This window comes from Hymenobacter sp. UV11, assembly GCF_004684095.1.
GTDB lineage: Bacteria > Bacteroidota > Bacteroidia > Cytophagales > Hymenobacteraceae > Hymenobacter.
The window spans coordinates 174,491-198,230 of record NZ_SRII01000005.1 but is presented as its reverse complement, the minus strand read 5'-3'; the positions used below and the strand labels follow the sequence as shown (position 1 = coordinate 198,230).

Annotated in this window: 18 protein-coding genes and 1 pseudogene; 9 read left to right on the top strand and 10 right to left on the bottom strand. The window is 60.2% G+C overall.

Features of this window, described 5'->3' with window-relative positions; genetic code table 11:
• Positions 1-54 precede the first annotated feature (54 nt).
• The 7 genes from E4631_RS10560 to E4631_RS10535 all read left to right on the top strand — a co-directional run bounded on the left by E4631_RS10560 (position 55) and on the right by E4631_RS10535 (position 6,245).
• Positions 55-903: an outer membrane protein assembly factor BamD gene (locus E4631_RS10560; protein WP_133655447.1), complete on the top strand. Its 849-nt coding sequence runs from the start codon at positions 55-57 to the stop codon at positions 901-903.
• A gap of 49 nt (positions 904-952) precedes the next feature.
• Positions 953-1,291 (top strand): DNA-directed RNA polymerase subunit omega, encoded by a 339-nt coding sequence (locus E4631_RS10555; protein WP_133655448.1) that lies wholly within the window; start codon positions 953-955, stop codon positions 1,289-1,291.
• A 39-nt stretch (positions 1,292-1,330) separates the two neighbouring features.
• Entirely contained in the window at positions 1,331-1,915 is a 585-nt protein-coding gene (locus E4631_RS26945) for a flavoprotein (protein WP_166647911.1), read from the top strand.
• A 69-nt stretch (positions 1,916-1,984) separates the two neighbouring features.
• Positions 1,985-2,638, top strand: a complete 654-nt coding sequence (locus E4631_RS26940) for a phosphopantothenoylcysteine decarboxylase (RefSeq protein WP_166647912.1) — start codon at positions 1,985-1,987, stop codon at positions 2,636-2,638.
• Entirely contained in the window at positions 2,631-3,542 is a 912-nt protein-coding gene (locus E4631_RS10545) for a DUF4835 family protein (RefSeq protein WP_166647913.1), read from the top strand. Before E4631_RS26940 ends, E4631_RS10545 begins: the two co-directional genes overlap by 8 nt.
• Positions 3,543-3,668: 126 nt before the next feature.
• Positions 3,669-5,342, top strand: coding sequence for a DNA repair protein RecN (gene recN / locus E4631_RS10540; protein WP_133655450.1), 1,674 nt, complete (start codon positions 3,669-3,671; stop codon positions 5,340-5,342).
• Positions 5,343-5,423: 81 nt separating this feature from the next.
• The gene (locus tag E4631_RS10535; RefSeq protein WP_133655451.1) at positions 5,424-6,245 is read left to right on the top strand and encodes an enoyl-ACP reductase; all 822 of its coding nucleotides are present in this window, start codon (positions 5,424-5,426) and stop codon (positions 6,243-6,245) included.
• A gap of 92 nt (positions 6,246-6,337) precedes the next feature.
• Here the strand turns inward: E4631_RS10535 and E4631_RS10530 are convergent, their stop codons facing one another.
• The 4 genes and pseudogenes from E4631_RS10530 to E4631_RS10515 all read right to left on the bottom strand — a co-directional run bounded on the left by E4631_RS10530 (position 6,338) and on the right by E4631_RS10515 (position 13,266).
• Positions 6,338-9,571, bottom strand: coding sequence for an efflux RND transporter permease subunit (locus E4631_RS10530; RefSeq protein WP_133655452.1), 3,234 nt, complete (start codon positions 9,569-9,571; stop codon positions 6,338-6,340).
• Positions 9,572-9,748: 177 nt separating this feature from the next.
• Complete coding sequence (locus E4631_RS10525) at positions 9,749-10,900, bottom strand: efflux RND transporter periplasmic adaptor subunit (RefSeq protein WP_133655453.1); 1,152 nt, start codon at positions 10,898-10,900, stop codon at positions 9,749-9,751.
• A gap of 16 nt (positions 10,901-10,916) precedes the next feature.
• Positions 10,917-12,299, bottom strand: coding sequence for a TolC family protein (locus E4631_RS10520; protein WP_133655454.1), 1,383 nt, complete (start codon positions 12,297-12,299; stop codon positions 10,917-10,919).
• A gap of 163 nt (positions 12,300-12,462) precedes the next feature.
• A pseudogene (locus E4631_RS10515) lies at positions 12,463-13,266 on the bottom strand (SDR family NAD(P)-dependent oxidoreductase).
• A 185-nt stretch (positions 13,267-13,451) separates the two neighbouring features.
• Here E4631_RS10515 and E4631_RS10510 point away from each other — a divergent pair.
• Together E4631_RS10510 and E4631_RS10505 are read left to right on the top strand one after the other, a co-directional pair.
• Positions 13,452-15,026, top strand: a complete 1,575-nt coding sequence (locus E4631_RS10510) for a M20/M25/M40 family metallo-hydrolase (protein WP_133655455.1) — start codon at positions 13,452-13,454, stop codon at positions 15,024-15,026.
• Between the two features lie 180 nt (positions 15,027-15,206).
• The gene (locus tag E4631_RS10505) at positions 15,207-17,411 is read left to right on the top strand and encodes a xanthine dehydrogenase family protein molybdopterin-binding subunit (protein WP_133655456.1); all 2,205 of its coding nucleotides are present in this window, start codon (positions 15,207-15,209) and stop codon (positions 17,409-17,411) included.
• A gap of 126 nt (positions 17,412-17,537) precedes the next feature.
• Here the strand turns inward: E4631_RS10505 and E4631_RS10500 are convergent, their stop codons facing one another.
• From E4631_RS10500 to E4631_RS10475, 6 genes are all read right to left on the bottom strand, one after another.
• Positions 17,538-18,395, bottom strand: a complete 858-nt coding sequence (locus E4631_RS10500; protein WP_133655457.1) for a dienelactone hydrolase family protein — start codon at positions 18,393-18,395, stop codon at positions 17,538-17,540.
• Positions 18,396-18,456: 61 nt separating this feature from the next.
• Entirely contained in the window at positions 18,457-19,329 is an 873-nt protein-coding gene (locus E4631_RS10495) for a helical backbone metal receptor (RefSeq protein WP_317129129.1), read from the bottom strand.
• Positions 19,330-19,398: 69 nt separating this feature from the next.
• Complete coding sequence (locus E4631_RS10490) at positions 19,399-20,469, bottom strand: M42 family metallopeptidase (protein ID WP_133655458.1); 1,071 nt, start codon at positions 20,467-20,469, stop codon at positions 19,399-19,401.
• A gap of 138 nt (positions 20,470-20,607) precedes the next feature.
• Positions 20,608-22,182 (bottom strand): acyl-CoA carboxylase subunit beta, encoded by a 1,575-nt coding sequence (locus E4631_RS10485; RefSeq protein WP_133655459.1) that lies wholly within the window; start codon positions 22,180-22,182, stop codon positions 20,608-20,610.
• A 155-nt stretch (positions 22,183-22,337) separates the two neighbouring features.
• Positions 22,338-23,021, bottom strand: coding sequence for a DNA-3-methyladenine glycosylase (locus E4631_RS10480; protein ID WP_133655460.1), 684 nt, complete (start codon positions 23,019-23,021; stop codon positions 22,338-22,340).
• A gap of 41 nt (positions 23,022-23,062) precedes the next feature.
• Positions 23,063-23,734, bottom strand: a complete 672-nt coding sequence (locus tag E4631_RS10475; RefSeq protein ID WP_133655461.1) for a metallophosphoesterase — start codon at positions 23,732-23,734, stop codon at positions 23,063-23,065.
• Between the last annotated feature and the right edge of the window lie 6 nt (positions 23,735-23,740).

The window sequence follows — 23,740 nt, the reverse complement described above, 5'->3', positions numbered from 1 at the left end:
CGGCGGAACTACCTGTGGCGCGGCCGCCGTTTTACTTGTACCTTTGCCCTTTATATGCGATTTCCTCGTCTGATTACTGCGGTTCTGCTTACCAGCACTCTTTCCTTAGGGTCCTGCACGGGCTATCAAAAGCTGCTTAAAAGTGCCAACGTCAATGAGAAGTACGAGGCGGCCATCAAGTATTACGACAAGGGCGACTTCTTCCGCTCAGGTACGTTGCTGGAAGAGCTGATTCCGCTGCTTAAGGGCCGGCCCGAGGCCGAAAAGGCGCAGTTTTACTTCGCCAACACCAATTACAAGCAGCGCAATTACGTGCTGAGCGCGTATTATTTCAAGCAGTTTATCGACACCTACCCCAACTCGCCGCTGGTAGAGGAGGCGTCGTTTCTGCGGGCTAAGTCACTGTTTCGCGACTCGCCCGGCTACGAGCTGGACCAGACCAACACGGTAACGGCGCTGGAAACGATTCAGGATTTCCTGAATACCTACCCCACCAGCCAGTTCCGCACTGAGACGGACGCCATGTCGCAGGAGCTGCAGAAGAAGCTGGAAAACAAGGCGTTCCAGAGTGCCAAGCTCTACTATGGCCTACGCTACAACCAGGCGGCCGTCACGTCGCTGGGCAACTTTACTACCCAGTATCCCGGCTCGGCCTACGGTGAGCAGGCCGAATATATCCGCCTGCAAGCGCAGTACGAGTGGGCCAAGGAAAGTATCGAGAGCAAGCAGCGCGAGCGCTTTTTGGATGTCGTGGCGTTCTATCAGCACTTCATCGATACCTACCCGCAGAGCAAGAACATCCGCACGGCCCAGGCCATGTTCGACGAGAGCCGCGCCGAGCTGGAGCGCCTCAAGAGCGTTCCGGAAGCTAACCCGACTCCGACGGCGACAACCGTTAATTAGCTCAACGGGCTACCCCCTCTTTTTTTGAAAACCGTTTAATTTCGTGATAATGAAAACCCCCGCTTCCGCTTCCATCGTTACCCGCAACCTGGCCGACATCACGACTGAAAAAAACAACGTGTACGAGGCGATTTCCATCATCTCGAAGCGCGCCAACCAGTTGTCGGTGAAGCTGAAAGAAGAGCTGACCGACCGCCTAGCCGAGTTTGCTACCACCGTCGATAACCTTGAAGAAGTGTTCGAAAACCGCGAGCAGATTGAAGTTAGCAAGCAGTACGAGCGCCAGCCTAAGCCTACCAGCCAGGCTATTGAGGAATTCATTGCCGGCGAGCTGCACTACGAAACTCCCGAGGCCGCGCCTGTTATCATTCCCCGCGAGCTATTCTAAGGTTCCTGGTTCCCAAGTTTGTTGTTCTCTTTTTGAAAAATGGCCGAACTTAAAACCAGGAACCAAGAGCCAGGAAACCTGCATAACCGCCGTATTCTGCTGGGTGTGAGCGGCAGCATTGCCGCCTACAAAGCCGCGCCGCTGGTGCGGCTGCTGGTGCAGGTCGGGGCCGAGGTGCAGGTGATTCTCACCGAAGCCGCCGCCGCCTTCGTTACGCCCCTCACGCTGGGTACCCTCTCCAAAAAGCCCGTCCTGACGGGCTTTTTGCGTGATGCGGCCAGTGGGCAGTGGCACAACCATGTGGAGCTGGGCCTGTGGGCCGAGGCCTACGTTATTGCTCCGGCCAGCGCCAACACGTTGGGCCAGCTGGCCCAGGGCCTGTGTCCTAATCTGCTGAGCGCTGTGTACTTATCGGCGCGCTGCCCCGTGTTTCTGGCCCCCGCCATGGACCTGGATATGTACGCCCACCCGGCCGTGCAGCAAAATATTCAGCGCCTGCGCTCGTTTGGCAACCACGTGTTCGACTCGCCCGCGGGCGAGCTGGCCAGCGGCCTCAGCGGCCCCGGCCGCATGCTGGAGCCCGAGCAGATTGTGGCCGAATTAGGGCGTTTTTTTGTAGGGTAAGCTTTAGCTTGCCGTTTTTCACCCCGGCCAATTAGTCCAGACGGCAAGCTAAAGCTTCCCCTACACGTTATGCGCGTTCTCCTCACCGCTGGCCCCACTTACGAGCCCCTTGACCCCGTGCGCTTTTTGGGCAACCGCTCGACGGGCAAGATGGGCTACGCCCTGGCCGAAGCCTTTGCCGCCACGGGTGCCACAGTCACACTCATCAGCGGGCCGGTGGCCCTACCCCCCCCCGCCAGCCCGCTCGTGACCACGGTGCGCGTCGAAACGGCCCAGCAGATGTACGAGGCCGCTGCCCAGGCCGCACCGCTGGCGGATATCTGGGTGTTTGCCGCCGCCGTGGCCGACTACCGGCCTGCCACCGTGGCCGCCGAAAAGATTAAAAAAGCGGGCGAAACGCTCACGCTGGAGCTGGTGAAGAACGTGGATATCGCCGCCACCCTCGGCCAAAGCAAGCGCGCTGAACAATTTGCCGTCGGTTTTGCGTTGGAAACTACAGACGAGCTGGCGCACGCCCAGGACAAGCTGCACCGCAAAAACTTTGATTTAGTAGTGCTCAATTCCCTACGCGATGCCGGGGCGGGCTTCGGCCACGACACCAACAAAGTGGCCGTGCTCGACCGCGCCGGGCAGGTGCTTAACTTTGAGCTACAAGCCAAAAGTGAGCTGGCGCACGCGCTGGTGGCCCTTATTTTGAACCGTTATGCTGCTGTGTATGCGTAAGTTAATTGCCTTGCTCGCGTTGCTGCTGCTGGGGGGGGTAGGGGCCCAGGCCCAGGAGCTGAATGCCCAAGTGACTGTAACGCTCGAAAACGCGGTGGTTACCGATGGTGCCCTCGTGCAGCAGCTGCAAAAGGACATGACGGCCTTTTTGAACACCCGCACCTGGACCAAGCAGACCTACCGGCCCGAAGAGCGCATCAAGCTGCGCATGTTTGTGGGCATTACGGCTATTCCGCAGAATGGCACCTACCAGGCCACGATGCGCCTTATCGCTACCCGCCCGGTGTACGGCACCAGCTACGAAACTAACTTGTTGAACATCAACGACCGCAGCTTCAATTTCAATTACACGCCCCAGACACCGCTCGACTTTGCGGCCAACAACTTCGTCAATAATCTGTCGTCGATATTGGCCTTTTATGCCTATCTGGTGATTGGCAGCGACCAGGACTCTTTTGCCCGGCTCGGCGGTTCCATTTACTACGACCAAGCGCGGGTGATTATGCAATACTCAAGCAGCCAGACGACTACTAACGAGTCGGACCCCGGCTGGACCGACGCTAGCCCGCGCAACCGCTACTGGCTGCTCAATAACCTCACCGACCCGCAGCTCGAAGCTTTCCGCACCGGCCTGTATGCGTACTACCGACAGGGCATGGATATTTTTATCGAAAAGCCCGACGAGGCGCGTACTTCCATCATGGCCGCGCTCACCGGCATTCAAAAGGCTAATTCGGTGCGCCCCAATACGTTATTCCTGCGCGCCTTCTTCGATGCCAAGGCCGATGAGATTACCAATATCTTTCGCACCAGCACCGATATCCAGCAAAAGCAGCAGCTCGTGGCTCTGCTCACCGACGTGGACCCCGGTAATCTGGCCAAGTATCAAACCGTTATTAAGTAAAAACACGTCTGTCATTGCGAGCAACGCGAAGCAATCGCACCCGAACGAAACTCGTATAACTCGTTCTGCCAGATAGTTTTGATGCGATTGCTTCGCGTTGCTCGCAATGACAGTAAGTAATAGGATATGTTAGTCGATTTACGCATTCAGAATTACGCGCTCATCGAGCAATTAGAAATGCGGCCCTCGCCGCTGCTCAACATTATTACCGGCGAAACCGGGGCGGGCAAATCCATTATGCTGGGCGCCATCGGGCTGCTGCTCGGCAACCGGGCCGACTCGCGCATGCTCTTCAACACCGAGCGTAAGTGCGTGATTGAGGGGCAGTTTGACATTACTAACTACCAACTCCAGGATATTTTCGACTCGGAAGACTTGGACTATGATGCGCAGTGCATCCTGCGGCGCGAAATTAGTCCGTCGGGCAAGTCGCGGGCCTTCGTGAACGATACGCCCGTGACGCTGGACGCCCTGCGCAAGATTGGCGCAAACCTCATGGACATCCACTCGCAGCACGATACGCTGCTGCTGGGCGATGCCGTGTTTCAGCTCAACCTGCTCGACCTCTACGCCAACCTCGTGCCTACCCGCACGCAGTACGGCAACGCCTACCGCCAGTACCGCAAACTCGAAACTGACCTCAAAGCGCTCGAAGACCAGTCGGTGCAGGCCAGCAAAGAGCTGGATTACAATAGCTTTCTGCTGAGCGAGCTGGAAGAGGCCGACCTCGACAAGGAAGACCAGGACGCGCTGGAGCAGGAAGTAAAGCAGCTCGAAAACGCGGAGGAAATCAAGTACAAGCTGAGCCAGGCGCTGCACGGCCTGCGCGACAGCGAGAGCTGCGCCACCGGCACCATGAAGGACGCTTCGACGCTGCTGGGCCAGGTAGCAAATTACTCGGAGAATTTCCGCGAGCTGCGCCAGCGCCTCGAAAGCTGCCTGATTGAGCTGCACGACATTGCCGACGAGGTCGAAACCGCCGAGCGCCGCACTGAGGGCGACCCCGCCCGCGCCGAAGAGCTGCAAGCGCGCCTCACGGTGCTCTACAACCTCCAGCGCAAGCACCAGCGTCGCGATGTAGAAGGACTGCTCGAAGCCCGCGAAACCCTGCGCCAGAAAGTGGGCTCGGTGCTGAATCTTGACAAGGAAATCACGCGCCTGCGCAAAGATTCCGACGCCGCCCTCAAACAGGCTACCACCCAGGCCGCCAAGCTTTCCGACAGCCGCCGCAAGGCGTTCCCGAAGTTCGAAAAGGAGCTAAGCACGCTGCTCGCCGACCTGGGCATGCCGCACGCCCGCATCGTGGTAGAGCACAAAACCGGGCCGCTCGCCGCCAGCGGCTCCGATGTGGTAAGCATTCTCTTCACCGCCAACAAGGGCGCCCAGCCCCAGACGCTGAGCAAGGCCGCGTCGGGCGGCGAGTTTTCGCGCCTGATGCTGTGTATCAAGTACATGCTGGCTGATAAAACGGCTTTGCCCACGATAGTATTCGACGAAATCGACACCGGCATCAGCGGCGAAATCGCGGTGAAGGTGGGCCGCATGATGCAGCAGATGGCGCACAAGCACCAGCTGGTGGCCATTTCGCACCTGCCGCAAATGGCGGCGGCTGGCGACACCCACTACTTTGTGTACAAGGAAGACCGCGCCGACCGCACCGTGAGTCGCATCCGGCAGTTGAGCCCGGAGGACCGCATCAAGGAGATTGCGCATATGATTGCGGGGGCCAAGCCCAGCGAAAATGCCTTGCAGAGTGCCCGCGAGCTATTGGCGCTGCGTGGGGAAGAAGTAGTGGGGTAGGCGTTAGCTTACCGGGCAATTGCCTACTTTTGCTTATTGGTTTCGCCTATTGGCGGCAAGCTAAAGCTTACCCTACACTTTATGTCCTCTAACCTCCTCGCCGGCAAAGTCGGCATCATCTCCGGCGCGCTCAATTCCCAATCCATTGCCTGGAAAGTAGCGCAGAAAGCCCACGCCGAAGGCGCCCGCATCGTGCTCACCAACGCCCCGCTAGCTATGCGCATGGGCGAAATCAAGGCGCTGGCCACTGAGATTGACGCCCCCATTATCCCGGCCGATGCTACGTCAATGGAAGAACTGGGCACGCTGTTTACCGAGTCGCAGACGCACTTTGGAGGCAAGATTGACTTCCTGCTCCACTCGATTGGCATGAGCGCCAACATCCGCAAGGGCAAGAGTTACGGCGACCTCGACTACAAATTCTTCCAGCAGACGCTCGACGTGTCGGCCCTGAGCCTGCACAAGATGCTGGCCGTGGCCGAAAAGCAGGACGCCTTCAACGAGTGGGGTAGCGTGGTGGCCCTCAGCTACATTGCCGCCCAGCGCGCCTTTCTCGACTACACCGATATGGCGCAGGCCAAGGCGGTGCTCGAAAGCATTGCCCGCAGCTACGGCCAGCGCCTGGGCCACCTCAAGAAGGTGCGCGTGAACACCATTTCGCAGTCACCGACCAAGACTACGGCCGGCACCGGTATCGCGGGCTTCAACGCCTTTTATGAGTACGCCCAGAAGATGTCGCCGCTCGGCAACGCGCCCGCTGAGGCCTGCGCCGACTACTGCGTGTCGCTCTTCTCGGACCTCACGCGCTACGTGACCATGCAAAACCTCATGCACGACGGCGGCTTCAGCAGCACCGGTATCTCGCAGGAGCTAGCCGATTTGATGGAGAAGGCGGGCGAGTAAGCTCCCCTTAATTTGATAAAACAAGAGAGGCCCGGCTGCAAAGCCGGGCCTCTCTCGTTTTTAAGGTAATTGAAACTGCTGAAGCAGCTGCGCTAGGCCGGAACTGGTGTGCCCGCGGGTGCCTGGTCGTGCGGCGGCTCGCCGTCTGGGTTGGGGCCGCCGTGCTCGTCGGGCTGGTAGTTTTTCTCCAGCTCGGCCAGCTTTTCCTTGCCGTAGGCGAAGCGGGTGATGATGACGTAGAGCACCGGCACGATGAAAATGCCCAGGCCGGTGGCCGCCAGCATGCCGCCTAATACCGTCCAGCCCAGCGTTTGGCGGCTCTGGGCGCCGGCGCCCGAGGCAAACACGAGGGGTAGGATGCCGAGGATAAACGCCAGCGAGGTCATGATAATGGGCCGCAGGCGCTGGCGCACGGCGTCGAGCGTGGCGTCGACCAGTGGCATGCCCTTGTCTACGCGCTCCTTGGCAAACTCCACAATCAGGATGGCGTTTTTCGCTGATAGGCCAATGAGCGTCAGCATCCCGATTTGGGCGTAGACGTTGTTGGTAAGCTTGGGCAGGAAAAACAGCGCCAGAATGGCCCCGAAAATGCCTATTGGTACTGCCAGCAGTACCGAAAACGGCACCGACCAGCTTTCATACAGCGCTGCCAGAAACAGGAAGACGAAGATGATGGAGAGCGCAAACACGTAAATCGTCTGGCCGCCGGCCAGTAATTCTTCGCGGCTCAAGCCCGAGAACTCGAAGCCGTAGCCCTGGGGTAGGGTTTGCGCGGCGGTTTCCTGCAAGGCCTTGATGGCGTCGCCCGAGCTAAAGCCGGGGGCCGGGTTACCGTTGATTTCGGCCGCCCGGAACAGGTTGTAGTGCGAGATGAGCGGGGCGGTTTCGGTGCGCTTATAGGAGGTGAGCGTGCTCAGGGGCACCATGCCGCCGGCCGTATTGCGCACGTAATACTGGCCCAGGTCGGAGATGTCGCCGCGATACGACGAGTCGGCCTGCGCCACTACCCTAAACGTGCGGCCGTAGAGCGTGAAGTCGTTAACGTAGGCGCTGCCCAGGTAGGTGCGCAGCGCGTTGCCCACCTCCGTGATGGATACGCCCAACTTCTTGGCTTTCAAGCGGTCAATATCCAGCTTGTAGCCCGGCGTGCTGGCCGTGAAGAACGAGAAGCCCGTCGCGATTTCGGGGCGCTTGCGAATGGCAGCCAGAAATTTTTGCAGGTTGGCGTCAAATACCTTGATATCGCCCCCGGCCTCGCGCTCCTGAAAGATGAAGGAAAAGCCGCCCGTATTGCCCAGGCCTGGAATGGCCGGCGGCGAAATCACGACCGTGGTGGCTTCCTTAAAGCGGCCCATGGTTTGTTGCAGGCTGGCCATCAGGCCTTGCAGCTGCAAAGCCTTGTCGGTGCGGTCGTCCCAGGGGTCGAGCTGGCAGAAGATGGTGCCCGAGTTCGATTTAGAGGAGAAGTTAACCGCGTTCAGGCCGCCAAGCGCCGCGAAGTGGGCAACGCCTTTGGTGTGCTTCAGCTCATCCATCATGCCTTGAAGCACTGCCACGGTGCGCTCGGTAGAGGCACCTTCGGGCAGGTTGAAGGTGATGAAAATACGGCCTTCATCTTCGGTCGGCAGGAAGCCGCTGGGCTTGCCGCGAAACAGCAGCCCGGCGCCTGCCACCAGGCAAACCAGGATAATGACTACGAAGCGTGAGTGTTTGATGCCCCGCTGCACGCCGTGGCCATACTTCTCCGTGACGCGGCCAAACCAGTCGTTGAATTTCTTGAAGCCCTTGTTGATAAAGCCTTTCGACTCCTGGCCTTCCTCGTGGGGCTTAAGCAGCAGCACGCACAGCGCCGGCGTGAGCGACAGGGCCACGAAAGCCGAAATCAGCACTGAGATGGCAATGGTAATGGCAAACTGCTGGTACAAGCGCCCCGTGATGCCCGGGATGAAGCCGACCGGCACAAATACCGCCGCCAGAATGAGCGCGATGGCGATAACCGGCGCCGATATCTCGCGCATGGCCTCCAGCGTGGCATCGACGGGGCTCATCTTGCGCTCGTTGATGTTCACTTCCACGGCCTCTACCACCACAATGGCGTCGTCGACCACGATGCCGATGGCCAGCACGAAGCCAAAGAGCGTGAGCGTGTTAATCGTAAAGCCCAGCGGAATAAACGCAATAAACGCGCCCACAATGGACACCGGAATGGCCAGCACCGGAATGAGCGTGGTGCGCCAGCTTTGCAGGAAGATGTAAACTACCACGATTACCAGCAGCAGCGCTTCGCCCAACGTCTCTACTACCTCGCGGATAGATACCTTCACTACGCTCGCCGACTCGAAGGGTACGATGTAGTCGAGGTCGGCCGGGAATTGCTTCTTAAGCTGGTCCATGGTGGCCAGCACGTTGTCGTAGGTTTCGAGGGCGTTGGCGCCGGGTGCTTGATAAACAAGTAGGTAGGCGGCGCGCTTGCCGTCCACGTACGAGTTGTTGGCGTAGTTGAACTTACCCAGCTCGATGCGGGCCACGTCCTTGAGGTACACCAGCGAGCCGTCGGTGGGCCGGGTTTTAATTATTACATCGCCAAACTGCTGGGTGGTGGCCAGGCGGCCCTGCACCGTCACAATGTACTCGAACGACTGCCCGCGCTGGGCGGGCGGCGCGCCCACCGAGCCGGCCGCAATCTGCGCGTTCTGCTCATTGAGGGCGGCCTGAATGTCGCTGGCCGTCACGCCCAGCGCGGCCAGCTTATCGGGCTTGAGCCAGATGCGCATCGAAAAGTCATCGGCCCGCGACACAATGTCGCCTACCCCCTTCGTGCGCAGCAACGCGTCTTTGATGAATACGTTGGCGTAATTATCGAGGAAAGTCGTGTTGTGGCTGCCTTTGGGGGCAAACATGGCCACCAGCATCAGGATGCTGGGGTTACGCTTGCGCACCGTGAGGCCCAGGCGCTGCACTTCTTGCGGCAGGGTAGGGGTAGCAATGCCCACGCGGTTCTGCACGTCGAGGGCCGCAATGTTGATATCGGTGCCCACATCGAAGTTCACCGTCATGCTCATCTGGCCGTTGCTGGTGCTGTTGCTCTGGAGGTAGGTCATGCCGGGCGTGCCGTTTACCTGCACCTCCACGGGCGTAGCCACGGTCTGCTCCACCGTCTGGGCATCGGCCCCGATGTAGGTGCCCGTCACCGACACCGTGGGCGGCGTGATTTCGGGGTACTGCCCGATGGGCAGGTTCAGCATGGCCAGCGCGCCCACCAGCACTATCACCAGCGAGGCGACAATGGCTGTGACGGGCCGGCGAATAAAGGTTTCTGCAATCATAGGGTGCTTGTGCTAATCATTCAACGAAGCGCCTCACCCCCCGGCCCCCTCTCCGAAAAAGAGAGGGGGAGCCACGGCGGCACTTTTGCTTGTTACGTCTTCAATCGTTAGGCTCCCCCTCTCCTTTTCGGAGAGGGGACCGGGGGTGAGGCGCACGCCAGAACGACTACTCTCAATCTACTTGCCCGCCGCTGGCCCGGCCGGGGCGGCCACCGCCGCACCGGGTGCGCTAATCTGAATTTTACCGCCGTCGCGCAGCTTCTGCACGCCGTCGGTCACTATTTTGTCGCCGTTCTTGATGCCGTCTAGAATGACAATCTCATCGCGCAGGCGCGGACCGAGCTGCACTTTCTGCTGCTTGGCGCTGTCGCCGCGGGCCACGTACACGAAGTTTTCGCCCATCTGCTCCACAATGGCTTTGTTGGGAATTACCAGGCGGCTGCCTGACTTGGTATTGAGCACTTTAAGTACGCCGCTGAGGCCATCCTTGAGTTGGCGCTGAGGGTTGGCAAACTGCACGCGCACCGTGATGGTGCCAGTCTGCGAATCCACGCCCCGGTCAATGGTCTGAATTTTTCCCGGCTGGTTATACGGCTGGCCATTGGGCAGCACGAAGCGCAGAATGGAGTCGCCTACCCCCCCTTTTTTACCCTGCAAGGTTAGGAAGCGCGAAATATCCGTCTCATTCACCGCAAAGTCCACCGCAATCGGGTCTTCGGTCGAAATCGTGTTTAGCACCGTAGTGCCGGCGCTCACCTGCGTGCCCAGCCGCACCTGCGAGATGCCAATGCGCCCCGCAAACGGCGCCTTGATGGTGGCAAACGCCAGGTTGGTGCGGGCAATGCTAACGGCGGCCTGGGCGGCGGCCACTTGGCTGCCGGCCGTGCTGGCAGAGGTTACGGCGTTTTCGGCTAGCTGCCGGGCCACGGCATCCTGCTGCAGCAGGCGCTGGTAGCGGGTCTTGTTCACGTCGGCATTCTGGGCCGAAGCCTGGGCGCTGCGCAAGTTGGCCACGGCCTGCTGGTAGGCGCCCTGAAACTGGCGCTTATCGATTTCATACAGCACCTTGCCGGCCGGCACCAGGTCGCCTTCCTGAAAGTTCAGGGCCGTGATAAAGCCCGTTACCTGCGAGCGCAGCTCTACCGACTTGAGGGCCACCACCGTAGCGGGGTACTGGTCATAATACACGGCGTCGGTGGTGCGGGCCGTTACCACGCTCACGGGGGTAGGGGGAGGCGGGGCGTTTTTCTTATCGTCGTCTTTCTTGCCGCACGCGGCGCTGGCAGCGAGGCCCGCAATGGCGCACAGGGCCAGGTAGTTAGTCTTCATTAGGCGAAGGCGGAATTTAATAAGTAGTGGGCAGTGTGCCCTGCGTGCGCAGTAACTCAACCTTGCTGGTAAGTACCTGAAAGAGCGCGCTGTAGTAATTGAGCTGCGAGGTGCGCAGCGTAGTTTGGGCCACCAGCAGGTCGAGGTAGGCCTTGATGCCTTCGCGGTACTGCAAGTCCACGACCCGGTACACTTCCTTCGACAGGTCCAGGTTGTGCCGGCCAATGACGTAGTCGTTGTAATAGCCCTTGTAGTTGGCCAGCGCGGTGGCGTATTCGGTGGTCACCTGGTTGCGGGTGTTGAGCAAGTCCTGGTCGATGCGCTGGTCCAGGATGCGCGCCCGGCGCAGGTTGTAGGTGCGCCGGAAGCCCGTGAAAATCGGCAGCCCCAGCTGCAAGCCCGTGTACGAGTTGGGAAACCGCTGGCTATACTGGTCACCCAGGGTATTAGCCTGATACACCGAGTTGTAGTTGCCAAACGCCGACAAGGAGGGTAGGAAGCCGTAGCGGTAATAATCGATGTTGAGCCCTTGCAGCGACTTCTGGGTCAGCACCTGCTGCAGCTCGATGCGGTTGGCCGGGTTAAGGTGCTCCAGCGTGTCTACCACGGCTTCCTGCTCCAGCTGCAGCGTATCGTATTTCAGGCTGATGAGCTTGTCGGCCGCCAGCCCCATCAGCTGCTGGAGGTAGGCCGTTTTGGCCTTTACCGCCTCAAACGCCTGCTTGCGGCCCGCCACCGAATTGTTGAGCGAAATCTCGGCCTGGAGGTAGTCCGTTTTGTCCACGATACCGGCGTCGTAGCGGGCGCGGGCATCCTTGTAGTTGCGGCTCAGGCGCCGAATATCCTCGTCGAACACCGCGAGCTGGCGCTGCGACAGCAGCACGTCGTAAAACGCCTTGCTGGCGTCCGACACGGTCGCGATTTTGGTGTTCACCGTGTTCTGGCCCGCCGCCAGCCGCGTAAAGCGGGCCTGGCGGGCCGCCAGGTTCACGTCGTTATTGTAAATAACCTGCGTGCCGCTCAGGCCCAGGGTCGTCACGTTCTTCACGCCCAGCTGGCGTGGCGTGCTGATACCCGTGGTAGGGTCCGGAAACACCGTGTACGGCAGCCCGAAATAGTGCTGCGCGGTGCCCGTGAGGCCCACCTGCGGCAGCCAGGCCGCCAGCGCAATGCGAATATCGGCCTCATTGCTTCGCTCGTCGAGGCGGGCTTGCTGCACCAGCGGCTGGTAGGCCAGCGCGTAGCTCAGGCATTGCTGGAGGGTAAGCGGCCCGTCGGGTGGTGGAGGGGGGGTAGGGATGTTGGCCGGATTCTGGGCCCAAACCCGACCCGACCCCAGTAGAAAACACGCGAACAGAGCCCATAAATAGCTCCGCGCGGCGCGGCGTAAAATCTTCATAAGCGCTTACAACCGGCAGGTCCGGTAAATGTTGAGGTTGCTTGCTCCGAGTGCCTTTTTTAACTGAGCACTTCACCCAAACGGATGCAAGCGCCTTTGGTTAAACAAAAAGCCCTGCCTTAAGACAGAGCTTTTTGCTTGTTAAGCAATTAGTTGTGCGCAGCTACTTTTTATTGTCCCCTACGGGTACACTCTCGTTGTGCACTTTGGCCGCCACCAGCGCATCGGGAATAATGTTGCTCATCGTTACCTGTACTTTGTTCATAAAGCCGGAAATCACGCGCTTTTCGCCCGCTTTTAGCGCCTCGTAGCCGTCCTTGGCCACGTCGGCCGGGTCGGCTGGGTTGCCTTCGGCCACGTTCTTGGCCTGCGTCATATCGGCCTTGCGGAAGAAGTCGGTATCGGTCAGGCCCGGCTGCAAGGCCGTAATTGTCACCTGGCTGTCCTTGTTTTCTTCCTGAATGGCCTCGGTGAAGGACAGTACGGCCGCCTTGGTGGCGTGGTAAATGGCTTGCAGCGGCCCCGGCAGCTCGCTGGCAATGCTGGCTACCTGCAAAATCTGGCCTTCGTTGCGGGCCAGCATCTCTTTGAGGTAGAGCTTGGTAAACGTGACGTAAGCCCCAATGTTGAGCTGAATAATATCCAGCTCGCGGTTGATATCAGTGTCTTTAAACTCGCCATACTGGCCCTGGCCGGCGTCGTTCACCAGCGCGTCAATCTGGATGCCTTTGGCCTTGATTTCGTCGTACACGTCGAACGGCGCTTGGCGCTGAAACAGGTCCTTGGCGATGGTCGTGACTTCCACGCCATACTGTTGCTGCAGCTCACTGGCGGTTTAGGTCAGCTCGTCCTGGCTGCGGGCCACGATAACGAGGTTATACTTGTCTTGGGCAAAAAGCTTGGCCAGCTCGCGGCCGATACCGCTGGTTGCGCCCGTAATGAGCGCGGTTTTTTGTTGGTCTGCCATTAGAAATGGGTAGAAAGAGTGGAAAAGGGCCTTTTTCAACGGGAGAGCCCCGGCTTCGGTTATGGCCGGGCTTACTCCAAAAACCGGGGGTAGGGCCCGTTAAGCCCAACGCAACGCGGACCTATTGGCCGGTGTCTTTTGCGATTATCTCCTTGCTCTTTCGCTAAACCAACCCAACTTTCCGAATGCAGAAAATCTTCTTTACCCTCGCTGCCGCTGGCTTGCTGGCCGCTCCCGCCTTCGCCCAAACCGCCGAAAAGCTGGACCCCGCCGCCCTGGCCAAAATCAAGGACGAAGGTCTGAACCGCTCCAAAGTGATGGAAACGGCCTTTTATCTCACTGATGTGTGCGGCCCGCGCCTGGCCGGCTCCGAGGGCCTGGCCCGCGCCAACGCCTGGACCAAAAAGCGCCTCACCGACTACGGCCTGGCCAATGCCAACGTGGAAGCCTGGGGCGACTTCGGCCGCGGCTGGGACATCGACAAGAGCTACGTGGCCCTGACGGCGCCCTACTACCACGCCATGATTGGCGTTCCCAAGGCCTGGACGCCCTCCACGCCCGGCAGCCTGCGCAAAGCCGTGGCCTACGTGAACGTGAAAACCGCCGCCGACCTCGATAAATACAAGGGCCAGCTGCGCGATAAAATCGTGATTTTGCCCGTGGCCACGCCGCCTACCCCCAACTTCGAGCCCGATGCCAAGCGCCTGAGCGCCGAGGACTTGCAGAAAATGGCCGATGCCCCCGCTGGCGGCGCGCCCACCGCCGCCAACCGCCCCGCCGAGGCCAACCCCGAAGCCCGCCGCGCCGCCATGCTGGCCGCCCGCGAGCTGCGCCAGCAACTGACAGATATGCTGCTGGCCGAAGGTGCCGCCGCCGTGCTCAGCCCCGGCCGCGGCACCGATGGCACCGTGTTCACCACCAATGGCGCGCCCTACGCCGCCGACGCCAAGCAGGTGCTGCCCGAGCTGGAAATGTCGGCCGAGGACCAGCTGCGCCTCATTCGCCTCGTCGAAGCCGGGATTCCGGTCGAAGTGGAGCTGGAAACCAAAACCCATTTCCAGACCCAGGACCTGAAAGGCTACAACGTGGTGGCCGAAATCCCCGGTACCGACAAGAAGCTCAAAAGTGAAGTGGTGATGCTCGGCGGCCACCTCGACTCGTGGCACGCCGCCACCGGCGCCACCGATAACGCCGCCGGCTGCGCCGTGATGATGGAGGCCGTGCGTATCCTGAAAGCCAGCGGCCTCAAGCCGCGTCGCACCATCCGCATCGCGCTCTGGGGCGAGGAAGAAGAGGGCCTGCACGGCTCGCGCAACTACGTGAAAAACCACTTTGCCGACCCCGCCACCATGCTCCTCAAGCCCGACCACGAGAAGCTGGCGGCCTACTTCAACCTCGACAACGGGGCGGGTAAAATCCGGGGCATCTACGCCCAGGGCAACGAGGCCGTGAAACCCATTTTCACCGCCTGGCTGACTCCTTTCTCCGACATGGGCGCCACCACCGTGACGCTGCGCAACACCGGCAGCACCGACCACGTGGCCTTCGACGCCGTGGGCCTGCCCGGCTTCCAGTTTATCCAGGATGGCCTCGACTACTTCGCCCGCACTCACCACTCCAACCAGGACACCTACGACCGCCTCGTGGCCGACGACCTCAAGCAGGCCTCGGTGGTAGTGGCTTCGTTCGTGTATAACGCCGCCATGCGCGACCAAAAGCTGCCCCGCAAGCCGCTGCCTACGGCAGTGAAGCCGCAGTAGGGGGGTAGGGAATTTTTAGAAAATCGCCCCGCCGAGCTCAGCTCGGCGGGGCGATTTTTTGTCTGTCATGCTGACGAAGCAAGCATGATAGCCGTCTTTCAGGGATAAAATATAAGCTCCTCCGAAACGTGCTGGCGCAAATTCGCGTCTTTACCGGGCGTCAATTCCTTCGAAGTAGCTATGCAAACTCCCGCCATCGGCCAGCCGCGTTCCCGCGTAGATGGCCGCCAGAAAGTAACCGGCCAGGCCCGCTATGCTGCCGAGCACGCCGTGCCGGGCTGCGTGCACGGCGTGCTGGTAACCAGCACTATTGCCGCCGGCCGCATCACCCGCCTCGATACGAGCGAAGCCGCCAAAACGCCCGGCGTGCTGGCCATTGTTTCGCACCTGAACTCGCCCAAGGTGCCGGGCTATGAAAACCCGCAGCCCGACAAGCGGGTGGAAGGCCAGCAGCTACGGGTATTTTTCGATGATAAAATTCACTTCAGCAACCAGCCCGTGGCGCTGGCCATTGCCGGCACGCTGGAGCAGGCGCAGCATGCCGCCACGCTGGTGCGCGTGCAGTACGAGCAAGCGCCGTCGCAAACGGATATTACCAAAAATTTAGCGAACAGCTTCAAGCCCAAAAAAGCGGAAGACTACACCCGCGGCCAGCCCCAGGCCTACCAAACGGCCCCGGTGCAAATAGCCCACGAGTACCAGACGCCCCTGCAAGTGCACAACCCGATGGAAACGCACGCCGCCATTGCCGCCTGGCAGGATAACCAGCTGACGGTATGGAATAAAACCCAAGCCCCCACGCTGGCCCAGCAGGACCTGATGAAGCTCTGGAACCTGCCCCAGGCGAGCGTGCGGGTGCATTCGCCGTTCGTGGGCGGGGCGTTTGGGGGCGCGTCGCGCATCTGGCCGCCCGAGATGGCCGCCATTATCGGCGCCAAAGTGGTGGGTAGGCCGGTGAAGGTGGTGAACCAGCGCGAGCAGGAATTCAACATGGTGGGCTACCGGCCGCGCTCGGTGCAGCGCGTGGCGCTGGGCGCGCAGGCCGACGGTACGCTGGTGGGTGTAGCGCACGACGCGTTTGGCATGACCTCGCGCTACGAGCAGTTTACTGAGCGCACGCTGCACCCCACCAAGTCGGGCTACCGCTGCCCCAACGCCGCGCTGGCTTACCACCTCGTGCCACTCGATATGAGCACGCCCTGCTGGGCGCGCGGCCCCGGCGAAACCACCGGCTCGTTTGCCCTCGAATCGGCGATGGATGAGCTGGCCTACGCCCTCAAAATGGACCCGCTGGCCCTGCGCCTGAAGAATTTTGCCGACGTGGACCCCGAAGGCGACAAACCCTGGAGCAGCAACTACCTGCGCGAATGCTACGCCCAGGGCGCCGCGCAATTTGGCTGGGATAAGCGGAGCCCTACCCCCGCCGCCACCCGCGACGGCGACTGGCTGGTGGGCCAGGGCATGGCCATGGGCATCTACCACGCCTCGCGGGCCACGGCCAGCGCCCGCGCCCGCCTGCTGCCCGACGGCAACCTGCTGGTGCAAAGCGCCACCGCCGACGTAGGCCCCGGCACCGCCACCGTCATGACCCAAATCGCGGCCGACGCCAGCGGCGTGGCCTCCGAAAATATCCGCTTCGAGCTAGGCGACTCGTCCCTACCCCCCGCGCCGGGCCAGTTCGGCTCGCACACCGTGGCCTCGGTGGGCGCGGCCGTGCACGACGCCTGCGTGGCGCTCCGGCAGCAGCTGGTCAACCTGGCGTTTAGTATGCCGAATTCGCCCTTTGCCCAAGCCAAACTCACTGACCTGGTGGCCGCCGATGGCACCGTGCAGCTAGCCGGCCACCCCGCCACTAGCTGCCGCTACGGCGACGTGCTACGCCAGGCCGGCCAGCCCGCGCTAGAAGTCCTGCACGAGTCGCCCGAAGTGCCGGAGAAGGGGGAAAGGTCGAGTAAATCTTTCGGGGCCTGCTTTATAGAAGTACGCGTGCACGCCCACACCCACGAGGTGCGCGTGAGCCGCATAGTGTCAGCCATCGACGCGGGCCGCATTCTAAACCCCCAAACTGCCCGCAGCCAGGTGCACGGCGCCCTCACCTGGGCCATCGGGCTGGCGCTGATGGAAGACGCCGTGCTCGACCACCGCTTCGGCCGCATAACCAACGCCGACCTGGCCAGCTACCACGTGCCTACTAACGCTGATATACCCTTAACTATCGACGTGATTTTTATGGATAAGCCCGATACGTACCTCGACCCGATGGGTGCCAAAGGGCTAGGCGAAATCGGCATCGTGGGCGTCAGCGCCGCCATTGCGAATGCGGTATTCCATGCCACTGGTAAGCGGGTAAGAGATTTGCCGATTACGCTGGATAAGTTGGTGTAGCTAACGCGTTTGTCATGCTCATCTGGCGTTCGCTTGTCGAAGCATCTCGCTCGCTTCGTTGCTTCCGCTGGGTATTGCCGCGCCATGCGATAGACTTCCCTATGTTCAACATCACGGGCGTGCTCGTTACCCCAGCTTTTCCTTGAATAACTTCAACGTGCGCTCCCAAGCCAGTTTCGCGGCTTCGGCATTGTAACGGGCGGGCGAAGTGTCATTATTAAAGGCGTGATTAACGCCTTCATACACAAACAGCTCGTAGGGAATGTGGTCTGCCTTCAACGCCGTTTCATAAGCCGGAATACCGGCATCAATGCGCTGGTCGAGGCCGGCGTAGTGCAGCATGAGGGCCGCTTTTATCTGGGCAACATCTTCGGCCTTGGGCTGCTGGCCGTAGTAGGCCACGGCGGCGTTGAGCTTGGGGTCGTGTACTGCCAGCTGGTTAGCTAGCCCGCCGCCCCAGCAGAAACCCACGCAGCCGGTGCGGTCGTTGCACTCGGGCCGGGCACGCAGGTAGGTGAGGGCGGCCAGATAGTTGTTCAGGTTTTTCTGCGGGTCGAGCTGGCCGATAAGCTCGCGGCCCTTGTCCTCGTCGGCCGGCGTGCCGCCCACCACGCTCAACGCATCCACGCCCAGCGCGAGGTAGCCGGCCTGCGCCACGCGGCGCGTCACGTCCTTAATATGCGGCGTGAGGCCCCGGTTTTCGTGAATTACGACTACTGCGCCGCGCTTTTTCTTGCCTTTCGGGTGCACTAAGTAGCCGCTTACGGTAGCACCGTCTCCGGGCCAGGTTACGGTTTCTTCCACCAAATCCTCCGCCAGGGGCGAGATGGTAGCCGCCTGTGCGTAGCCGGGCTCTAGCACGGAGAGCGCCGTAGTGGCCAGAGCCGCGCTGCCCACCAACACCACCAGCCGGTCCAGAAATTCTTTGCGCGAAAGCGGGCGGTGGGTGTACTCGTCGAAGAGGTTGATGATGCGCTGGTCCATAGGGGGTAGGGATGAGGGAGCAAGATAGCCAACCTTGCTTTTCGCGTAGTGTTTCGCAGTGTTAAGCCGCAGTGTTTCGCAGTGGGTTATCGCGCAGCAGCCGGTTGAAATAGGCTGCTGACAACCTCAAGCGGCTGCCGTACCAGCTGAACAATTCACCATCCACAAGCTGGATTTTTGCGGCCGGGCAAATTTCCTGCAATTCGGCCACGTGCTTTTCGCCGAAAGGGTAGGGCTCCGACGATAATAATATGCGTTCCGGCGCGGCAGCGCGCAACTGCTCGGACGTGATTTCCGGGTAGCGACCCAGGCCGGCAAACACGTTGCGAAAACCGGCCCGGCTGAGCATGTCGTTGATAAATGTGCTGCTGGCCGCTACCATGTAGGGCTTGCGCCAGATAAAATAGGCGGCCGGAATAAGCGGCTGCGGTGCTGTCAGCGAAGCAAATGAGGCCGTAATTTCTGTTGCCATGTCTTCGCCGCGCTCTTTTTCGCCCGCGATAAAAGCTACCCGTTTAATCATATCCAGCGCCTGCGGCAGCGTGCTGATATCACTCAGCCACACGGGGTAGTGCGCGGTTAATTCTTCAATTCCGGCCTGATAATTCTCTTCTTTATTTCCAATAATTAAATCGGGTTTTAAAGCCTTTATTTTATCAAAATCGAAGTTCTTCGTGCCGCCAATTATTGTCGCAGTTTGCCGCGCCTCGGGCGGGTGAATGCAGAACTTCGTAATGCCTGCCACGCGGTTACCTAGCCCTAAATCGAATAATAACTCCGTTTGTGAGGGTACCAGCGACACAATGCGTTGCGGCGGGAAGGGCACAGCCACACGGCGGCCCAGCTGGTCGGTAATTGTTAGCGGTAAGCCGGAATAATTCGGGAGGCGCATATAAAAAGTCAGCCTGAGTTTGCAAAGAACTCTATCGCGCAAAACCTATTTGTTCTGGCATGATAAGGTCCTTCGCAAACTCAGGCTTACAGGAGAGTTAAAGGCTAAGTATTACGAGAAATACCGGAAATCGTGGCCGTCCTCAATGCGCAGCAGCGTTTCATAGATGAGGCGCGTCACGCTGTCCACGTCGTCTTTGTGCACGGTTTCGACAGTGGTGTGCATGTATTTGAGGGGTAAGGAGATAAGCGCGGCGGCCACGCCCGAGCCTGAGTAGGCGAAGGCATCGGTATCGGTGCCGGTGGCGCGGGTGGCGGCGGCGCGCTGGAAGGGAATATCCGTTTCCTTAGCCGTGTTAATAATTAAATCGCGCAGGTTATTCTGCACGGCCGGGCCGTAGGTAATTACCGGGCCTTTGCCGCACGAAATATCGCCGGCGGTTTTCTTCTCGTACATTGGCGACTGGCTATCGTGTGTCACGTCGGTGATAATGGCCACGTCGGGGTTGATGCGGTGGGCCACCATTTCGGCGCCGCGCAGGCCAATTTCTTCCTGCACCGCGTTCACGATGTAGAGGCCGAAGGGCAGCTTTTTGCCGTTCTCTTTCAGCATCCGGGCCACTTCGGCCACCATGAAGCCGCCCACGCGGTTATCGAGGGCGCGGCCCACGTAATATTTGTCGTTGAGCACGGTGAATTCGTCCTCAAACGTCACTACGCAGCCGACGTGAATGCCCATTTCGGCTACCTCATCGGCATTGCTGGCGCCGCAGTCGAGGAAGATGGTTTCGATGGTGGGCGCTTTGTCCTGCTCCACCTTGCGCACGTGGATGGCGGGCCAGCCAAAAATGCCTTTTACGACGCCTTTTTCGCCGTAGATATTTACCCGCTTGCTGGGCGCTACTAAGGCATCGGAGCCGCCGTTGCGGCGTAAATACAGGTAGCCTTCCTTGGTAATATAATTAACGAAATACGAAATTTCGTCGGCGTGCGCCTCGATAACTACTTTGTATTTCGCCTCGGGATTAATGACGCCGACTACGGTGCCGTAGGTATCCACGAAATACTCGTCAATGTAGGGCTTAATGTATTCCAGCCACAGTTTCTGGCCTTCTTTTTCGAAGCCGGTGGGAGAGGAGTTATTCAGGTATTTTTCGAGAAATTCGAATGATTCGGGACGCATTTTATAAGGAGTGTCATGCTGAGCTTGCGAAGCAGCTTATCACGTTCGCAACGCTCGGGTTCGGAATAAATGCTGAGTAAAAGCAGCCGTGATAAGATGCTTCCTTCGTCAGCATGACAAATAAGAAAGATTCGGGGTTTACAGCGGAATATTCCCGTGCTTTTTGCGCGGCAAGGTGTCCACTTTATTCTCCAGCATTTTGAAGGCGCGAATTAATTTCTGGCGGGTTTGCGAAGGCAGAATTACTTCGTCCACGAAGCCGCGGTGGGCGGCGCGGTAGGGGGTAGCAAATTTTTGCTGGTACTCGTCTACCTTTTCCTGCAATTTGGCTTCGGGGTTTTCAGCCGTCGCGATTTCGCGCTTGAAGATGATTTCGGCTGCCCCTTTGGCGCCCATGACGGCGATTTCGGCAGTGGGCCAGGCGAAGTTGAGGTCGGCGCCGATGTGTTTGCTGTTCATCACGTCATACGCGCCGCCGTAGGCCTTGCGGGTAATGACGGTGATGCGCGGTACGGTAGCCTCGCAGAAAGCGTAGAGCAGCTTGGCGCCGTTGGTAATGATGCCGCGCCACTCCTGGTCGGTGCCGGGCAGGAAGCCGGGCACGTCTTCGAGCACCAGCAGCGGAATATTAAACGAGTCGCAGAAGCGCACGAAACGGGCGGCTTTGGTGCTGGCATTGATGTCGAGCACGCCTGCGAGCACGGCCGGCTGGTTGCCCACGATGCCGATGCTGCGGCCCGCCAGTCGCGCAAAACCCACCACGATATTCTCGGCAAAGTTCTGGTGCACTTCCATGAAGGAGCCGGCATCAATCAGACCATCAATGACTTCACGGATGTCGTAGGGCTGGTTGGCGTTGTCGGGGATGAGCGTGTCGAGCACCGGGCGGCTTTCGTCCTGGCCGGGGGGGTAGGGCAGGGCGGGCGCGGTTTCCTCGCAGTTCTGGGGCAGGTAGCTCAGTAGCTGCTTGAGCTGCTGAATAACCACCACCTCGTTGGCCCCGGTGAAGTGCGTGACGCCGCTCTTGGATGAGTGCGTGCTGGCGCCGCCCAGCTCCTCGCTGGTCACGTTTTCGTGGGTCACGGTCTTCACCACGTTGGGGCCGGTCACGAACATATAGCTCGTGTTTTCGACCATCAAAATGAAGTCTGTAATGGCCGGCGAGTACACCGCGCCGCCCGCGCACGGCCCCATAATGGCCGAAAGCTGCGGCACCACGCCGCTGGCCAGCGTATTCTTGTAGAAGATGTCGGCGTAGCCGCCAAGGCTCACTACCCCCTCCTGAATGCGCGCGCCGCCCGAGTCGTTGAGGCCGATAACGGGCGCGCCGTTCTTCATGGCCAAGTCCATGATTTTGACGATTTTCTCGGCGTGCGTTTCGCTCAGCGAGCCGCCGAAGACCGTAAAATCCTGCGAGAACACGTACACTAGGCGGCCGTGCACGGTGCCGTAGCCCGTCACTACGCCATCGCCGAGGTAATATTCTTTGTCGAGGCCAAAATCTTTAGCGCGGTGCATCACAAATTTGCCAATTTCTTCAAAAGAGCCTTCGTCGAGCAGTAGGTCGAGCCGTTCGCGGGCGGTGAGCTTACCTTTTTTGTGTTGGGCATCGATGCGGACCTGGCCGCCGCCTAGCAGGGCTTCCTGGTTTTTGGCGGCGAGCAGCTCGGTTTTGGAAAGGGCAGGGTGGGCGGCTACGTGGGGGTCGGCCATCGGGGGTAAGGCGGGGAGAGGTTAGGGTAACTTTTAGTTAATGCCCAAAGATAGGCCTGGGCTGTAGAGACGCGACCCATCGCGTCTCCCTGCGGGGAAGTCTTTCAACGCTCACATGCCAGCAGGCGCGGGGGGGGTGCTGCTGCTACGGTTGCTTAGCTATCCCAGCCCATTTCCTGACTGGGAGCCGCGGGCGCATCGAGCGATTTCCACAAGTACTTGCAGGCCAGCGAGCGGTAGGGCCGCCAGGGCTCGGCCAGCAGCAGCATTTTTTTCTGCAAAGCGCGGCCGGTTTCCTCCAGGCCGTAGTGCTTGCGCATGGCGTTCTGGACGCCCAGGTCACCTTCACTGAATACGTCGGGCTGGTCGAGGGCAAACATCTGGAGCATCTGGGCCGTCCAGCGCCCTACCCCCCTTATGGCGGTCAGGTGGGCCGTAAAGGCTTCTTCGTCGAGCTGGCTGAGGTGCTCGTAGTCGAGCAGGCCGCGCTCCTGGTAGTCGGCAATAGCCTGCAAGTAGCCCGCCTTCTGGCGCGACAGGCCGGCCTCGCGCAACTCGTCTTCACTCAGGCGCAGCACTTCGCGGGGCTCGGGGTAGCCATCGGGCCGGAAGAGCGCCGTGAAGCGCCGCCAGATGGCCGCCGCCGCCTTGGTCGAAATCTGCTGGCTCACGATGGCGCGCAGCAGCGCCAGGTACAGGTCTTCGTGGGCGGCGGGGCGCACCGGACCGGCCACGCGGGCAATGGCCTGGGCCAGTATGGGGTCGGCTTGGCGCAGGTGGGCCAGGCCGGCGGCGTGCCAGTGCGGTTCGGCGTCGAGGAGGGGGGTAGGGGCAGGCATGAAATAGCGAAACTATATTACTGGCGAACTTGGGCCAGCGGTCAGTGAATTTTGTCGACCAAGCGGATATCCTCCGGTGCGGTCGGAATAGCAACAGTTTCGAACGACTCGCCGGTTTCACTCAGGCGCAGGCCGGTGAGGCAGGCGCCAAGGGCGGCCCCGGTATCGAGGTAAATGGTATCGGAGGCTTCCACGTACTCGGGTTGGCGGCTGGCCGTAACGGTGTGGCCAACTACCTGGCGCATACCCAGGTGGCGCAAGGCCCCGCGCCGCCACAGCACGCCGTTGTTGCTGTTGGGGTCGAGCGGGTCGTCCACATCGGCAAAGCCGGCGTGGGAGAAAATGAGGTGCTCGTTGCGCCAGTATAGCGGCCGCTGGCCGAGCCAGGCGGCGTGCTCGGCCAGCCAGCTGCGGTGCCGCTGGTACTGCTGCAAGGTGCCCCTACCCCCCCAGTCCAGCCAGGCGCGGTAGGGGCCATTGGGGCCTATGTGCTCGGCCATTCCCCAATCGTGGTTGCCCTGCAAAAAGATGGTTTTCGTCGGATAATCCTGGCTGAGCTGGCGGCACAGCTCCACGGTTTCGGGCGAGTAGTTGCCGCGGTCTACGAGGTCGCCGAGCTGCACCAGCGTTTCTTCGGCCGGGCGCCAGTGCGTAAGCAATTCGCGCAGCGTGTGCAGGCAGCCGTGGACGTCGGCAATAACAAAAAAGCTCATAAACAG

What these genes read in the sequence shown, in the direction of transcription:
- E4631_RS10560 (WP_133655447.1), top strand. Translation starts at nt 55, where the DNA reads ATGCGATTTCCTCGTCTGATTACTGCGGTTCTGCTTACCAGCACTCTT.
- E4631_RS10555 (WP_133655448.1), top strand. Translation starts at nt 953, where the DNA reads ATGAAAACCCCCGCTTCCGCTTCCATCGTTACCCGCAACCTGGCCGAC.
- E4631_RS26945 (WP_166647911.1), top strand. Translation starts at nt 1,331, where the DNA reads ATGGCCGAACTTAAAACCAGGAACCAAGAGCCAGGAAACCTGCATAAC.
- E4631_RS26940 (WP_166647912.1), top strand. Translation starts at nt 1,985, where the DNA reads ATGCGCGTTCTCCTCACCGCTGGCCCCACTTACGAGCCCCTTGACCCC.
- E4631_RS10545 (WP_166647913.1), top strand. Translation starts at nt 2,631, where the DNA reads ATGCGTAAGTTAATTGCCTTGCTCGCGTTGCTGCTGCTGGGGGGGGTA.
- recN (WP_133655450.1), top strand. Translation starts at nt 3,669, where the DNA reads ATGTTAGTCGATTTACGCATTCAGAATTACGCGCTCATCGAGCAATTA.
- E4631_RS10535 (WP_133655451.1), top strand. Translation starts at nt 5,424, where the DNA reads ATGTCCTCTAACCTCCTCGCCGGCAAAGTCGGCATCATCTCCGGCGCG.
- E4631_RS10530 (WP_133655452.1), bottom strand. Translation starts at nt 9,571, where the DNA reads ATGATTGCAGAAACCTTTATTCGCCGGCCCGTCACAGCCATTGTCGCC.
- E4631_RS10525 (WP_133655453.1), bottom strand. Translation starts at nt 10,900, where the DNA reads ATGAAGACTAACTACCTGGCCCTGTGCGCCATTGCGGGCCTCGCTGCC.
- E4631_RS10520 (WP_133655454.1), bottom strand. Translation starts at nt 12,299, where the DNA reads ATGAAGATTTTACGCCGCGCCGCGCGGAGCTATTTATGGGCTCTGTTC.
- E4631_RS10510 (WP_133655455.1), top strand. Translation starts at nt 13,452, where the DNA reads ATGCAGAAAATCTTCTTTACCCTCGCTGCCGCTGGCTTGCTGGCCGCT.
- E4631_RS10505 (WP_133655456.1), top strand. Translation starts at nt 15,207, where the DNA reads ATGCAAACTCCCGCCATCGGCCAGCCGCGTTCCCGCGTAGATGGCCGC.
- E4631_RS10500 (WP_133655457.1), bottom strand. Translation starts at nt 18,395, where the DNA reads ATGGACCAGCGCATCATCAACCTCTTCGACGAGTACACCCACCGCCCG.
- E4631_RS10490 (WP_133655458.1), bottom strand. Translation starts at nt 20,469, where the DNA reads ATGCGTCCCGAATCATTCGAATTTCTCGAAAAATACCTGAATAACTCC.
- E4631_RS10485 (WP_133655459.1), bottom strand. Translation starts at nt 22,182, where the DNA reads ATGGCCGACCCCCACGTAGCCGCCCACCCTGCCCTTTCCAAAACCGAG.
- E4631_RS10480 (WP_133655460.1), bottom strand. Translation starts at nt 23,021, where the DNA reads ATGCCTGCCCCTACCCCCCTCCTCGACGCCGAACCGCACTGGCACGCC.
- E4631_RS10475 (WP_133655461.1), bottom strand. Translation starts at nt 23,734, where the DNA reads ATGAGCTTTTTTGTTATTGCCGACGTCCACGGCTGCCTGCACACGCTG.